At 62.9% G+C, this 14,210-nt stretch carries 15 protein-coding genes; 3 read left to right on the top strand and 12 right to left on the bottom strand.

Annotated elements, in window-relative coordinates; translation table 11 throughout:
• Nucleotides 1-815 precede the first annotated feature (815 nt).
• The 3 genes from AB4O09_RS08785 (at nucleotide 816) to AB4O09_RS08775 (ending at nucleotide 3,225) form a co-directional block, all read left to right on the top strand.
• Nucleotides 816-1,040, top strand: a complete 225-nt coding sequence (locus AB4O09_RS08785) for a hypothetical protein (protein ID WP_003204606.1) — start codon at nucleotides 816-818, stop codon at nucleotides 1,038-1,040.
• A gap of 276 nt (nucleotides 1,041-1,316) precedes the next feature.
• Entirely contained in the window at nucleotides 1,317-1,799 is a 483-nt protein-coding gene (locus tag AB4O09_RS08780) for a hypothetical protein (protein WP_013694058.1), read from the top strand.
• 145 nt (nucleotides 1,800-1,944) lie between these two features.
• Complete coding sequence (locus AB4O09_RS08775) at nucleotides 1,945-3,225, top strand: OmpP1/FadL family transporter (RefSeq protein ID WP_003204610.1); 1,281 nt, start codon at nucleotides 1,945-1,947, stop codon at nucleotides 3,223-3,225.
• Nucleotides 3,226-3,315: 90 nt separating this feature from the next.
• Here AB4O09_RS08775 and AB4O09_RS08770 read toward each other — a convergent pair whose 3' ends face one another.
• The 12 genes from AB4O09_RS08770 to AB4O09_RS08715 all read right to left on the bottom strand — a co-directional run bounded on the left by AB4O09_RS08770 (nucleotide 3,316) and on the right by AB4O09_RS08715 (nucleotide 14,201).
• Complete coding sequence (locus AB4O09_RS08770; RefSeq protein WP_003204612.1) at nucleotides 3,316-3,867, bottom strand: glutathione peroxidase; 552 nt, start codon at nucleotides 3,865-3,867, stop codon at nucleotides 3,316-3,318.
• Nucleotides 3,868-4,048: 181 nt separating this feature from the next.
• Nucleotides 4,049-5,257 (bottom strand): MFS transporter, encoded by a 1,209-nt coding sequence (locus AB4O09_RS08765; RefSeq protein ID WP_003204616.1) that lies wholly within the window; start codon nucleotides 5,255-5,257, stop codon nucleotides 4,049-4,051.
• A gap of 52 nt (nucleotides 5,258-5,309) precedes the next feature.
• Complete coding sequence (locus tag AB4O09_RS08760) at nucleotides 5,310-5,714, bottom strand: MarR family winged helix-turn-helix transcriptional regulator (protein ID WP_003204618.1); 405 nt, start codon at nucleotides 5,712-5,714, stop codon at nucleotides 5,310-5,312.
• Nucleotides 5,715-5,786: 72 nt separating this feature from the next.
• Complete coding sequence (locus AB4O09_RS08755) at nucleotides 5,787-6,518, bottom strand: adenosylcobinamide-GDP ribazoletransferase (protein ID WP_013694059.1); 732 nt, start codon at nucleotides 6,516-6,518, stop codon at nucleotides 5,787-5,789.
• A 2-nt stretch (nucleotides 6,519-6,520) separates the two neighbouring features.
• Nucleotides 6,521-7,096 (bottom strand): alpha-ribazole phosphatase family protein, encoded by a 576-nt coding sequence (cobC, locus tag AB4O09_RS08750; RefSeq protein ID WP_013694060.1) that lies wholly within the window; start codon nucleotides 7,094-7,096, stop codon nucleotides 6,521-6,523.
• Nucleotides 7,093-8,148 (bottom strand): nicotinate-nucleotide--dimethylbenzimidazole phosphoribosyltransferase, encoded by a 1,056-nt coding sequence (gene cobT, locus AB4O09_RS08745; protein WP_013694061.1) that lies wholly within the window; start codon nucleotides 8,146-8,148, stop codon nucleotides 7,093-7,095. Before cobT ends, cobC begins: the two co-directional genes overlap by 4 nt.
• A complete protein-coding gene (cobU, locus tag AB4O09_RS08740) occupies nucleotides 8,145-8,666 on the bottom strand; it encodes a bifunctional adenosylcobinamide kinase/adenosylcobinamide-phosphate guanylyltransferase (protein ID WP_003204628.1) in 522 nt (173 codons plus the stop codon). Before cobU ends, cobT begins: the two co-directional genes overlap by 4 nt.
• Nucleotides 8,667-8,818: 152 nt before the next feature.
• Nucleotides 8,819-10,270: a cobyric acid synthase gene (locus AB4O09_RS08735; protein ID WP_460108099.1), complete on the bottom strand. Its 1,452-nt coding sequence runs from the start codon at nucleotides 10,268-10,270 to the stop codon at nucleotides 8,819-8,821.
• Nucleotides 10,267-11,259, bottom strand: coding sequence for a threonine-phosphate decarboxylase CobD (gene cobD, locus AB4O09_RS08730; protein WP_043042620.1), 993 nt, complete (start codon nucleotides 11,257-11,259; stop codon nucleotides 10,267-10,269). The genes AB4O09_RS08735 and cobD overlap by 4 nt, the downstream gene beginning before the upstream one ends.
• Nucleotides 11,252-12,160, bottom strand: coding sequence for an adenosylcobinamide-phosphate synthase CbiB (cbiB, locus tag AB4O09_RS08725; protein ID WP_027911890.1), 909 nt, complete (start codon nucleotides 12,158-12,160; stop codon nucleotides 11,252-11,254). Before cbiB ends, cobD begins: the two co-directional genes overlap by 8 nt.
• Nucleotides 12,157-12,807, bottom strand: coding sequence for a 5,6-dimethylbenzimidazole synthase (gene bluB / locus AB4O09_RS08720; RefSeq protein WP_003204638.1), 651 nt, complete (start codon nucleotides 12,805-12,807; stop codon nucleotides 12,157-12,159). The genes cbiB and bluB overlap by 4 nt, the downstream gene beginning before the upstream one ends.
• Nucleotides 12,804-14,201, bottom strand: a complete 1,398-nt coding sequence (locus tag AB4O09_RS08715) for a cobyrinate a,c-diamide synthase (protein ID WP_460108413.1) — start codon at nucleotides 14,199-14,201, stop codon at nucleotides 12,804-12,806. The genes bluB and AB4O09_RS08715 overlap by 4 nt, the downstream gene beginning before the upstream one ends.
• Nucleotides 14,202-14,210 lie beyond the last annotated feature (9 nt).

The following is a 14,210-nucleotide window of genomic DNA, read 5'->3' as shown; positions in this document are numbered from 1 at the left end:
CCACCCTGAACTCGCGCAAAGCCCTGTGGAACGGGGCCTGCGCTCAAACTGACGATTTTTTCACCAGTAAAAAAAAGCGATGTTTTTCATTGACTTAAATTTTGGATACAGGCACCCACCCCGGATTGTTTCGACATGACAGTACAGTGACAAGTGGTGCAGCGAGTGTGCACAAGTAACAGCCGAATGGGTTATAACGCTGCGCTTTTTTGGCGCATCTGGCGGTAAAACCTGGGGATAAACCTCGGGCCTTGCGCGCGGCGTGGGTGGCATGGACACACCCGAGTACAGTTGGGTCCTGTGCTACGCGTCCGATCCCGACATCGACGCATGGCCCTGCTTGAATATTTTTTAACCAACGCCCTTCCCTTCACGAGTTCGATCCGTTATTATCCGCAGCGTTAGTACCAAGCTGAAAGTCAATTCCGGGTCGAACACATCTCCACGGTCAGCCATCCTTCAAAGGACACCTCACCGAAAAAAGGAGACCGGCCCCCTCGATGGTTTCCAGGTAAACCTTGCGTCAACACAGCCTTTGATCGAATGCAAAGGGTGTTGCCAGGCTCATTACTCTGACCGAACCAACCTGCAAAATTGATCAGGATCTTCACCCCGGGCCCAGAACCTTTGCCCTTGATGTGTTGCCTGCCCTCCTAAGTACCTACCTGCCAGCCCAAGCGCGCACTTTATATAGCGCTCAAACTGGCTGCTTTGTTCCAGTCGGGTTCTTCGTTCGACCAATGGTGGTCGACGTTACTGGAACGTTTTAACGTTGCACGGTTCTTAACCGTGTCATTTGTAGGAACACCCATAACATGTCTACTCAAATCCACGCACAGGATGCTATCCGCACCCTCACCAACGCTTTTGCCCCGATGAACTGCCTGATCATGGCCGCTCGCAAAGGCTGCTTCAGCTTCACCCTGGTCAACGAACACGGCATCGCCCGTCACAGCGAACGCCTGTACCCCGATCAGTACTCCAGCGCCGAACCGCTGCAGGCCGTGATCGAGCGTACCCGCCAGGCACTGGTTGCCTGAGACGCCAGAAAGGCTGAAACCCCAAAGGCCCCGCCCAAAAAGCGGGGTTTTTTATTGCCTGGAATTTCTCGATCAAGCGAAACGGCGTAAGTACCAAGGGATATAACAGTTATAACCGTTCGTTGAAGATGTTTTAAAAACAGTCCTTTACAACGTAAATATGACACTACACTTCAAGTCAAGCGGCATGATCCGCTTCCGGCGGGGCCTGGACCGATCCACCGCTGCCAAGCCCACACTCTTCAGGCTCCGCCCATTTCACACTTCGAGGGTTTTATGGGTATCGCTGCCAGCGAACTGTGTCGATATGTGATCCGCCCGACGCTCCTCTACCTTGAGCGTCACAGCGCAACTGCGGAATCCTTGTTGCTGGGTATTGCCGCCAGCCAGTCCGCCCTGGGTTCAGCCCTGCATGATCGCCGCGGGCATGGCCTGTATCGCATTACCGAGCCCCGACACCAGGCACTCTGGGACCATTACCTGGCGCTGGACCCGGAACGAGCCAGCCTGGTACGCGGCCTGGCCAGCCAGCACGCCTTTCTCAGCGGCCCGCACCTGGAATTGACCGTCAACCTGCGCTATGCCACCGCCATTGCCTGGCTGCTGGTGGAGGAACAGAACACTCCGCTTCCTGAAGCCGATGACCTGCTTGGCATGGCCCGCATCTGGCGACAAACCTTTCACCCCCAAGGGCGCCTGCGAGATTTCACCTGCGCATGGCGAAGCTGTGTTTCACCCATGAATCAGGTCGCTTGCTGATGTGGAAATTTGGAAACTTCCTGCAACGGTCGCGAATCTGGTCGGATTGTCCTACAAAACCCCTCTAAATCAAGCGATACGGGCTATAGCGCTTGCACGAAAATGTTGGTAATTTTCGCCCCGGTGATCATCAGGAGTTCTAACAATGAAAAAAATCATGCTCAAAACCACCCTTGGCCTTGCCGTGACCTTGGCATCCACCCAACTTTTCGCCAGTGGCTTTGCCTTGAACGAACAAAGCATCAGTGGCATGGGCACTGGTTTCGCAGGTCGTTCTTCCGCTGCCGATGACGCCAGCACCGTGTTTGGCAACCCTGCCGGCATGTCGCGCCTCAAGCGCCAGCAAGTCACCGGTGGCTTCGCCGCCATTGATGCCTCCACCGATATCGACGATGCCAGCGGCACCAAGTCCGGCACTAACAAGGGCGACATGGTCCCGCTGACCGGCGTTCCGATGGGTTATTACGTCAAGCCTATCGATGATCAATGGGCATTCGGCCTGGGTGTCTACGCACCGTTTGGCTTGATCACCGATTATGAAAACGGCTTCCAGGGCGGCAACTTCGGTAGCAAGAGCGAAGTGAAGGTCGTCACGTTCCAGCCAACCGTCAGCTATGCCTTCAACGACAAGGTATCGATCGGTTTCGGCCCGACCATCAACCGTATTTCCGGCTCTCTGGAGTCGACGCTGAACACTCCGTTTTCAGCTAATGACGGCGACGTGAAGATCAAGGGCGACGACATTGGCTACGGCTACAACATTGGCGTGCTGGTCCAGGCGACCGACACCACTCGTGTCGGCCTGACCTACCACTCCAAGGTCAAGTACAAGCTTGAAGGCCACACTGAAGTGAGCCCTGGCGCCGGTACTCCTGCGGTACTTTTGAATAACGGGCGCTACGATGCCTCGCTGGACATCACCACACCTGAATCGGTGGACTTTTCGGTCACCCAAAAGCTCAATGATGCCTGGACCGTTTATGCGGGCAGCACCTGGACACGCTGGAGTCGCCTGAAAGAAATCACCGTGAATAACGAAGGGGTGACAACATCGGGTGGTGTGTTCGCTCCTGCCTTCCTCGGTACCATCACCGAAGAGCAAAACTGGCACGACACCTGGGCCTACGCCATCGGTACTTCCTACCAGTTGAACAAACAGTGGGTACTGCGTACCGGCCTGTCCTTCGACCAGGCACCGACCAACAACGCCGACCGCTCGCCACGCATCCCTACTGGCGACCGGACCATCTTCAGCCTCGGTGCCGGCTGGAGCCCGACCGACGACCTGACCATCGACGTGGCTTATTCCTACCTCAAGGAAGAAAAAGTCAACGTCAGCGGCAGCAACGCCCTCGGCCAGTCCTACAACGCCAAATATGAAAACAGCGCCAACGGTTTCGGTGTCGGTGCAACCTACCGCTTCTGATGTTTCACGGCGAACCTGAACCCCTCGCCACCTGAAGCGAAAAAAAGCCCCGCACTCTGCAAAGAGGCGGGGCTTTTTCGTGGCTGGCGATCAGGGTCTGGAAGCAATGGCCGCTTCCACCGCCTTGATGAAATCGGGATCGTCAGGCTTGATCCGGCTGGAAAAACTGCCTACGACATTGCCCTGGCGGTCCACCACATACTTGTAGAAATTCCATTTCGGCGCGCTGGATTGTTCAGCCAGGTGCCTGAACAACGGTATCGCATCCGCACCGCGCACCGGTTGAGGTTCGGTCATGGTGAAGGTCACGCCGTAATTGACGTAGCAGACCTTGGCGGTTTCAGCACCGTCCTTGGACTCCTGCTTGAAGTCATTGGACGGCACACCCAGCACTTGCAACCCTTGCTCCTTGTAGCGCTGGTTGAGCGCTTCGAGGCCTTTGAATTGCGGGGCGAACCCACAGAAGCTGGCAGTGTTGACCACCACCAGCGGCTTGCCGGCGAAGCGCTGGCACAAATCAATGGTTTCCTTGGCCCGCAGCTTGGGCAACGAACCTTCCAGCAACGGTGGGCAACCGGCGGCCCAGACTTGCCCGGTCACAGCCAGCAACAGGGCGGGAACAGCAAACCAACGCATCAACATGTCTATCTTCCTTAAAAGCACGTCAGACCACGACGTTACTCGCAGCGTCCGATGCCGTCCATTGTTCAGCAGTTGCCCATGCCCAGCTGCATCAAGGCCAACCCGCCCTGATGCCAACCCCACCAGGCGAACGCCAGCAGCAGGCCGGCACCGGCAGCGATCAACCACGGGCCGACACGACTCATGCTGCGCCGGCCTGGACTTGCAGGCGCGCCACCGGACGTTCACGTACTGGCCAGTTCAACGCCGCCGCCAACAGGCTGAGCAGGATCGACACCTGCCAGATCAAGTCATAGCTGCCGGTACGGTCGTACACCACCCCGCCCAACCAACCACCGAGGAACGAGCCCAACTGGTGGAACAGGAACACGATCCCACCCAACATAGAGAGATTTCGTACACCAAACAGGGTCGCCACCGTGCCGTTGGTCAACGGCACCGTCGACAGCCACAGAAAGCCCATCGCCATGCCGAACAGATACGCAGTGGTGGTGGTCACGGGCAGCCACAGGAACAAACCGATCACCACCGCCCGCACCAAGTACAACCCAGTCAGCAGGCGTGGCTTGGACATGCGCCCCCCCAGCCAGCCGGCGGTATAGGTGCCGAAGATATTGAACAACCCGACCAGGGCCAGCACGGTGGTGCCGACGCTGGCTGGCAGGTGTTGGTCCACCAGGTACGCCGGCAAATGCACGCCAATGAACACCACCTGGAACCCGCAAACGAAAAAGCCAATCGCCAGCAGCCAGAACCCGGAATGACTGCATGCCTCACGCAAGGCTTCGACCAGAGTTTGCTCATGGCCAGCGACCGGCAACGGCGCGTCCTTGAGCATGCTCACCAGCGGCACGATCAACGCCACCAGCAGCCCCAGCGCCAACAACGCCGCCGACCAACCGAGCCAACCGATCAGCCCCAGCGTACCGGGCAGCATGGCGAACTGGCCGAAGGAACCGGCGGCACTGGCGATACCCATGCCCATGCTGCGTTTTTCCGGCGGCACGGCCCGTCCGACCACACCCAGAATCACCGAAAACGACGTGCCCGACAGACCGATACCAATCAAAAGGCCCGCGCTCAACGACAAGGACCATGGCGAATCGGCCATGCCCATGAACACCAGGCCCACTGCGTACAGCACACCGCCGATCAGCACCACTTTCGCCGCACCGAAGCGGTCGGCCAGCGCGCCGGTGAACGGCTGCGCCAGGCCCCAGATCAGGTTCTGCAAGGCAATGGCGAAGGCGAATACCTCACGGCCCCAGCCGAACTCGGCACTCATGGGCGCCAGGAACAGGCCGAAGCCATGCCGTACGCCCAGGGACAACGCCAGGATCAGCGCGCTGCCCACCAGGACCCAACCACAGGTACGCCACATCGATGTCATTCTTGTTCTCCGGTCGCGGGTATATACCCACTTATTATCGAACGAACCGGCTTCACGCCAGTTCATCCAGCAAGGCCAGCAAGGTCGCACGCTTTTCGGCGCCCAGCTTATCGATCAGTTTCTGCTGCGCCGCTTCCCAGGCAGGCAACGCCGCCGCCAGCCGGGCCTGCCCCGTTTCAGTGAGCACGACGATGCGGTTACGCAGGTCGTCACCCTCGGCCAGCGCCACCAGCCCTTCGCCTTCCAGCACCCGCAGGTTACGACCCAGGGTGCTGCGGTCCAGGCCCATGGCCTCGGCCAGGGAAGAAATACTCGGCTGGTCCAGGCGCGCCAGGTTGCTCAGCAAAGAATACTGGGCAACGTTGATCCCGAAGCCGTCGAGGGCGCCGTCGTAATATCTGCTGACGCCACGGGCGGCACGACGCAGGTTGATGCACAGACATTGGGAAGGAAGCATGATGCGTGTATATACCCGCGACTGAATGAATGCAAATTTAAATGAACGCTGTCCTGCCAGCAAGATCCGGATTCAACTCAACGCCAACGCTACCAGAACGGCCATCTCCAGCAGTTCCAGCAAGGCGCCCGCCGTATCCCCGGTGCATCCTTGCAGCCTGCGCAGCATCATCCGTTGCAGCCCGATGAACACTAGCGCGGCAACCACCAGCGTCCACAGCCCGGTCCAGCCCAACAGCAGCAGGCTCCCCAACGCACAGGCCGCCAACACCTGCCAGCCCGAGCGTCGCGGCAGGTGATCGGCGAGCGCCTGGCCTAACCCACCGGCACGCACGTAAGGGGTGGTCAGGAACAGGCCGAGCAACGCGGCACGCCCCAGCACCGGCACGATGACCAAGGCCAACGTTTGTCCCTGCTCGATCAACGCCAGCAGCGCGGTGAATTTGAGCAGCAACACCAGCACCAGGGTGATCACTGCGATCGGCCCACTGCGCGGGTCTTTCATGATCAGCAGCGTGCGCTCGCGATCGCCAAAACCACCGAGCCAGGCATCGGCGCTGTCGGCCAGGCCATCGAGGTGCAGGCCGCCGCTGAGCAACACCCACGCGCTCAGCAACAGCGCAGCGTGCAGCAGCAACGGCGTGCCCAGCAGCAGTGCATTGAGCAGCCACAGCAAAACACCGAACAACAGCCCCACCACCGGATAGAGCAACAGCGAACGACCCAGCTGTTCAGGCTCGGGCATGCCGGGCAGGCGCACCGGCAGGCTGCTGAGAAATTGCAAGGCGATCCAGAAGGGCAGCATCGTCAATCCGCCTCTTTGAGCACGGGCCCTGCCGACACAGCCAGGGAAAACAGCGCGCCATGGCCGACTTCGACATTGAGCAATTGCTCCCGAGGCAGACCCCGGGCCTGGGCCAGCAGCAGGCGCATCACGCCACCATGGCTGACCAGCAAGACCCGCTGACCGGCATAGGTCGAGTGCAGGCGTTCGACCGCCGCCAGCACGCGGCTGGAAAACGCCAGCACCGGCTCGCCTTCGGGGGGTGTGAAGGCATAGGGATCGGCCCAGAACTGGCCCAGTGCCTCGGCGTCGGTGTCCATCAGCGCTGCTGCGCTACGGCCTTCCCAGGCGCCGAAATGCAGCTCTTGCAGATCTTTGTCCAGCTGCACCGGCACGCCGAGTCGGGCACCAAGTTGCTCGGCGAAACGGGCGCAACGTTGCAACGGTGAACTCACCAGGCAATCCCAGGGCCCGCCTTGCACGACTGCCGTGTGCATCTGCTCCCAGCCCCTGGCCGTCAAGGCATCGTCGAGGCTGCCGCGCAAGCCACCGCCCAGCTCGGTTTCGCCGTGACGCAGCAGGTCCAGGCGCAAGGTCATGCCGGGCGATCCGCCACGGCCGCTTCGGCGAACGTCGCCATTTGTCCATGAAGGTCACAGGCCAGGCGCAACAGTGGCACCGCCAACGCCGCACCACTGCCCTCGCCCAGGCGCAGGCCGAGGTCCAGCAGCGGTTCGGCGCCGAGGGTTTCCAGCACGTGGCGATGGCCCGGCTCGGCGCCGCGATGGCCGAACAGCAACCAGGGCCGGCACGCGGGATTGAGGCGCACCGCCACCAGGGCCGCGACACTGCAGATGAAACCATCCACCAGCACGGCGACGCCCTGCTGGGCACAGGCCAGGTACGCACCGACCAACGCGGCGATTTCAAAACCGCCGAGGTTGAACAGGGTCTGCAACGGGTCGCTGCCCTGAACAGCGTGCAGCGCCAGGGCCCGTTCGATCACCTGGGCCTTGCGGCTGACACCCGCCGCGTCCAACCCCGTGCCCGGCCCGACCAGATGCGCCACCGGGCATTCGAGCAAGGCGCAGGCCAGGGCGCTGGCGGCCGTGGTGTTGCCGATGCCCATCTCGCCGCCAATGAACAAGTGCGTCCCGGCCGCGACCGCACGCGCCACGCTGTCGCGTCCGGCATGCAAGGCCTGCTCGCCCTGGCTCACCGTCATCGCCGGGCCCTGGGCAAAATTCGCCGTGCCCGGCCCGACGTTCAGGTGCCGTACGCCGGGCAGGTCCAGCGAAGGCGTGACGGTGCCCAGGTCCACCACTTCCAGCGACGCGCCCAGTTGCCGCGCCAGGACGCTGATGGCCGCGCCGCCGCTGACGAAGTTGAGCAGCATCTGCCCGGTGACCTCCTGGGGATAGGCCGATACGCCCTCGGCGACCACGCCATGGTCACCGGCGAAAATCGCGATCCATAGCCGCTCCAGGCTCGGTTTGACCTGCCCTTGCAGGCCCGCCAGTTGCACCGCCACCGACTCCAGCCGCCCCAGGGAGCCCGCTGGTTTGGTCAGTTGTTGCTGACGGGCCGTAGCCTGTTCCAGGGCCTGGGTATCGACGGGCTTGCACGGGTCCAGCCACCAGCAGTGATTCATAACGCAGTACCTTTGAGAGTCAGGGGCAGGCCGGCGACGGTCAGCACGACGCGCTGACAACGTTCGGCCAAGGCTTGATGCAGCCAACCGGCTTCATCGACGTAACGGCGAGTCAGCTCGCCCAGTGGCACGACACCCATGCCGGTCTCGTTGCTGACAAAAATGATCTCCCCGGGCAGCGCGGCCAGGCAGTCCAGCAGTGCTTCGCGTTCGGCGCTCAGTTGCTCGGGGTCGTCGAGCATCAGCAGGTTGGTCAGCCACAGGGTCAGGCAATCCACCAGCAGGCATTGCCCGTGGGCGGCGTTTTCCCGCAGCACCCGCGCCAGGGCCAGGGGTTCTTCCACCAGCGCCCATTGGGTCGGGCGCCGCGCGCGGTGTTGCACGACTCGCGCGTTCATCTCGCCATCCAGGGGTTGGCTGGTGGCGATGTAGGTCACTGGCAATTGGGTGTCTGTGGCGAGTTTTTCCGCCAGGCGACTCTTGCCGGAGCGGGCGCCGCCGAGGATCAGTTGCAGCATGGGTCATTACCTTTTATTTGGCGCTGTGGCGACTGGCCTCTTCGCGAGCAAGCTCGCTCCCACAGGGGGAGTTATGGTGTGCACGAATTCTGTGGTCATCAGACATCCAATGTGGGAGCGAGCTCGCTCGCGAAGGGGCCGGCACAGCCACCTCAAATCCCACAGAGTTCACGCAGCAACCAAGTATCCAAATGCCGCTCCACCAGATCCGCCAGCCGCTCGATGTCCCGCTCGCGCAACCCGTGGTAATCCACCGCCTGCACATCCTGCAACCCGGCCCAGCGCAACAACGCGCTACTGGCCGCCGGCGACTCAAAGAGCCCATGCAGGTAGGTGCCGAACACCTGCCCGTCGAGACTCTGGGCACCGTCGCAACGACCGTCCTCCAGATGCACCGCGGGGTTTTCCAGGGCCGGGCCGGTGGTCACGCCCGCGTGGATCTCATAGCCGCTGACCTCAGCCTCTTCCAAGGCCAGTCGCCCGCGCACATTGCGCAATTGCTTCTCGTGTTCCAGCGTCGTGTCGAAATCCAGCAGGCCCAGCCCGGCACTGGAACCGGCCGCGCCTTCGAGCCCCGACGGGTCGTGGACCTGCTGGCCGAGCATCTGCAAACCGCCGCAGATACCCAGCAGCTTGCCACCGTAGCGCAGGTGACGGTTGATCGCCGTTGCCCAACCGTTGGCGCGTAGATAGGCCAGGTCGCTGCGCACGCTTTTCGAACCGGGCAGGATGATCAGGTCAGCCGGCGGGATGGGCTGGCCGGGGCCGATGAATTGCAAGTCGACCTGCGGGTGCAGCCGCAGTGGATCGAAATCGGTGTGATTGCTGATGCGCGGCAACACCGGCACCACCACCTTGAGCACCTGCTCAGCCTTGGCGGTTTGGCGCTGGTCGAGGTCGTCCTCGGCTTCCAGGTGCAGGTCCATCACGTAGGGCAGCACGCCGATCACCGGTTTGCCGGTGCGCGCTTCCAGCCAGTCCAGGCCCGGTTGCAGCAAGGCGATGTCGCCGCGAAAACGGTTGATGATGAAGCCCTTGACCCGCGCCTGTTCACTGGGCGAAAGCAGCTCCAGGGTGCCGACCAGATGAGCGAACACCCCGCCACGATTGATATCGGCGATCAGCAGCACCGGGCAATCCACCGCCTCGGCAAAGCCCATGTTGGCAATGTCACCAGCGCGCAGGTTGATCTCGGCCGGCGAGCCGGCGCCTTCCACCATCACCACCGGATAGGCCGCGCTCAAGCGCGCGTGGGAGGCCAGCACGGCTTGCATCGCGATGGCTTTGTAATCGTGATAGGCCACCGCATTCATGGTGGTCACGGCACGACCATGGATGATCACTTGGGCGCCGGTGTCGCTGTTGGGCTTGAGCAGCACCGGGTTCATGTCGGTGTGCGGTTCCAACCCCGCCGCCTGGGCCTGCACGGCCTGGGCGCGGCCGATTTCGCCGCCGTCGGCCGTCACGGCACTGTTGAGGGCCATGTTCTGCGGCTTGAACGGCACCACGCTCACATCTTGGCGCCGGACCCAGCGGCACAAAGCCGTGACCAAGGTACTTTTGCCGGCATCGGACGTGGTGCCCTGCACCATCACTGTGGTCATTGGGTGTCCTTGGCGTAGGCCTCTAAGGCCTGTTCGAGGCGCAGGAATTCGCTGTCGTCGGCCGGCAGTCCGAAGCGCAGGCTGCTGGTGTTGGTAAACAAGCGCAGGAGAATGCCGCGATGGGCCATGAAATCGTGAAGTCCCAGGGCGCGCTCGGTGACCAGCCATTGGAACAATCCGCAGCCACCTTGCGGCTTGAAGCCGTGGCGTTCGAGCATCAGCGCCAGGCGTTGACTGGTGGCGTCGCAGCGTTGGCGCTGGCGGGCGTGGGCGTCGGTGTCCAGCAGGCACGCCTGGCCCAGCACTCGGGTCGGCCCACTGACGACCCACGGCCCGACCTGTTCGGCGAGCAACTTGAGCAAGCGACGTTCGGCCAATACAAACCCCAGGCGAACCCCGGCCAGGCCAAAGAACTTGCCGAACGAGCGCAGCACGATCAACCCGACCAGATGGGTGTGCGCCGCCAGGCTCAACGCCGGCGTGACGTCCATGAAGGCTTCATCCACCACCAGCCAGCCACCGCGCTGGGCCAGGCGCGCATGCCAGTCCAGCAAGCGCTCGGGCGCAAGGCTCAGGCCCGTCGGATTGTTCGGATTGACCACCACCAGCACGTCGAGGCTGTCGAGAAAGAAATCCACCTCCGACTCCAGCACTTCGCGCACGATGTAGCCGCTGCGGCGCCAGGCTTCGGCGTGCTCGGCGTAACAGGGCGACAAGACACCGACCTTGCCGGCCCGGCGCAGGCGCGGCAACAGCTGGATGGCCATCTGCGAACCGGCCACCGGCAGCACATTCAGCGCGCCGTAATAATCGCAGGCCGCCTGCTCCAAGCCGTCATCGGTTTCCGGCAGGCGCGCCCAGGCGCGCAGTGGAATCGCCGGGACGTCGAACGGCCAAGGCGCGAGTCCGCTGGACAAGTCGAGCCAATCAGCCTCGGCAATGCCGTATTGCCGGATTGCGTTGCGCAAACGGCCACCGTGCTCAAGCATAAAACTCAGCTCCCAGGCAGAGAATCAGCAGCCATAACCATACGCCGCGCTGGACCAATTGCCAGCCGCGATCAATGGCGTCGGCACTCGCCGGCACGCCTTCGCCCAGCGCTGGACGCTGGTGCAGTTCGCCGTGATAAACCGCCGCCCCGCCCAGCTCGACACCCAGCGCTCCGGCACCGGCGGCCATCACTGGTCCGGCGTTGGGGCTGTCCCAGGTCGGACCCTGGGTGCGCCAGCACTTGAGCGCCAGGCGGGTTTTACCGAGCAGCGCGTAGGTCAATGCCACCAGGCGCGCCGGAATGTAGTTGAGTCCATCATCGATTTTTGCCGCCGCCCAGCCGAAGCGCTCGAAGCGTTCGTTGCGATAGCCCCACATAGCGTCGAGGGTATTGCTCAGGCGGTACAACACCACCCCAGGAGCGCCGGCCACGGCGAACCAGAACAACGCGGCGAACACCGCGTCGCTGCCATTTTCCAGCACCGATTCGGTGGCGGCGCGGGCCACGGCGGCTTCATCCAGTTCCGCCGTTTCGCGGCTGACCAGGTAGCCGACACGCTTGCGCGCCTCCGCCAGGTCGCCGCTGCGCAAGGCCCGCGCCACCGGCTCGACATGTTCACCGAGGCTGCGCAGGCCGAGGGCACAGTACAAGGCGAGGATCTCCACCAGCCAGCCCACCATCGGCGCCCACGAAAGGGCCGTGGCGAGCAAGGTCAACGGCACCACGGCGATGATCCACGCCGTCACCCCATGGCTGCGCCAACCGCGTCCGCCGGAATTGAAACGTTGTTCGATGCGATCGGCAAAACCGCCGAACGCCACCAGCGGATGCCAGCGCCGGGGCTCGCCCAGCAGCGCATCCAGCGCCACGGCGGCGGCACTGAGCAACGCCACACTCATGGGCTCACTCCCCAATGGTTTTCATATAGCAGTTCATTGAGCGGGCGCGGTTGCGCCCAACCTTCCAGGGCGAGCATCGGCGCCGGATAAAAACCCTCGACCGGGCCCAGGCAGAGGATCGCCAGCGGCTTGGCCCCGGCGGGCAGGCCCAGCAGGTCGGCCAGGGCCTGGGGTTCGAACAGCGACACCCAGCCCATCCCCAGCCCTTCTGCGCGGGAAGCCAGCCACAGGTTCTGGATCGCGCAGGACAGCGAGGCCAGGTCCATTTCCGGCAAGGTCCGACGACCGAAGATGTGCCGCTCACGATCTTCCATCAACGCCGCCACCAGCACTTCGGCACAGTCGTCGATACCTTCGACCTTGAGCGTCATGAATTCATCGCTGCGCTCACCCAGGGCCTCGGCGGTGCGAATGCGTTCCTGCTCCACCAGTTCGCGGATCTGCCCACGCAAGGCGCGGTCGCTGATGCGGATGAATCGCCACGGTTGCATCAGCCCGACGCTGGGGGCCTGGTGTGCGGCTTCCAGTAGACGGCGCAGCAAGGCCGGCTCAACCGTCCCGCCGCTGAAATGGCGCATGTCGCGGCGCTCGGCGATAGCGCGGTAGATGGCGTCGCGTTCGGCCTGGGAGAAAGCGGTGTCTGTCATGGCCTCTTCGCGAGCAAGCTCGCTCCCACATTGGCTAGTGTTGCACTTGAGATCACTGGGTCCCCTGTGGGAGCGAGCTTGCTCGCGATAGCGGTCTCAGGATCCGGCGCAAACAACGCAGCAATCGCCTTGGGATTGGACGGAAAATAAAAATGCACATAGGAAGCCGTCATCCGCCCCTTACGGAAAACCGCTTCCGCCCCGCGCCCGCCGTTGGGGCTATGGCCACGGGCAATCGGTTCAAGTTCGGTGCTGGTCAGCGAATGATGATAGGTATGCCCACGCAAGGTGCCTTCCGGCAAGTCCACCGATTGCAACGCCAGGGCCGCCAGGCGTTTTTGCATCTGCGCATCACCCGCCAGCAAACCCAGCAGTTCGGCGCGCACGCCTTCAACGTCGGCCAATGAGTCCAGCAGATACAACATGCCGCCGCATTCGGCGAGCAACGGTTTATCGGCTGCGTGATGGGCACGGATCGCCGCGAGCATCGGCGCGTTCCCGGCAAGCGCAACATGGTGCAGTTCCGGATAACCGCCAGGCAGATAAAGGCTGTCCGCCTCGGGCAGTTCGCTGTCATGAATCGGCGAAAAGAAGCTCAACTGCGCGCCCATGGCCCGCAGCAGATCAAGGCTGGCGCCATAGGTGAAGGCAAACGCTTCGTCACGGGCCACGGCGATGCATACCCCAGCGAGCCACGGCTCAACGGCAATCACCTCGGGCGCGGCGAACTCCACCGCTGGCGGCAGCGCCACTTCACAACTGCCGGCCAGGGCCTGCGCGGCCGCGTCGAGGCGCACGTCCAAGTCGTTCAACTCGCTGGCCTGGACCAAACCGAGGTGACGACTGGGTAATTCGATGCCGGTTTCCCGGGACAGCGCGCCGTACCAGCGCAAGCCTTCGGTCAGGCTGCCTTCAAGCAACTGCGCGTGGCGCAAGGTGCCGACCCGGTTGGCCAAGACCCCGGCGAACGGCAGGTCGGGTTGATAACGCGCCAGGCCCAGGGCCAGGGCGCCGAAAGTCTGGGCCATGGCCGTGCCGTCGATCACCGCCAGCACCGGCACGCCAAAATGCCGCGCCAGATCGGCGCTCGACGGGGTGCCGTCGAACAGCCCCATCACCCCTTCGATCAGGATCAGGTCCGCTTCGGCAGAGGCTTCCCACAACAGTCGGCGACTTTCCTGCTCGCCGACCATCCACATGTCCAATTGATAGACCGGCGCGCCACTGGCCCGCTCCAGGATCATCGGGTCGAGGAAGTCCGGGCCACATTTGAATACGCGCACCTTGCGTCCCTGGTTGCGATGCAACCTGGCCAGCGCCGCGGTGACGGTGGTCTTGCCCTGGCCCGAGGCCGGCGCTGCGATCAGCACCGCCGGACAGTGGCGGCTGGTCATGGCGGGATC

This window comes from Pseudomonas sp. H1_F01 (assembly GCF_054681425.1).
This window is presented reverse-complemented; position numbering and strand designations above follow the sequence as displayed.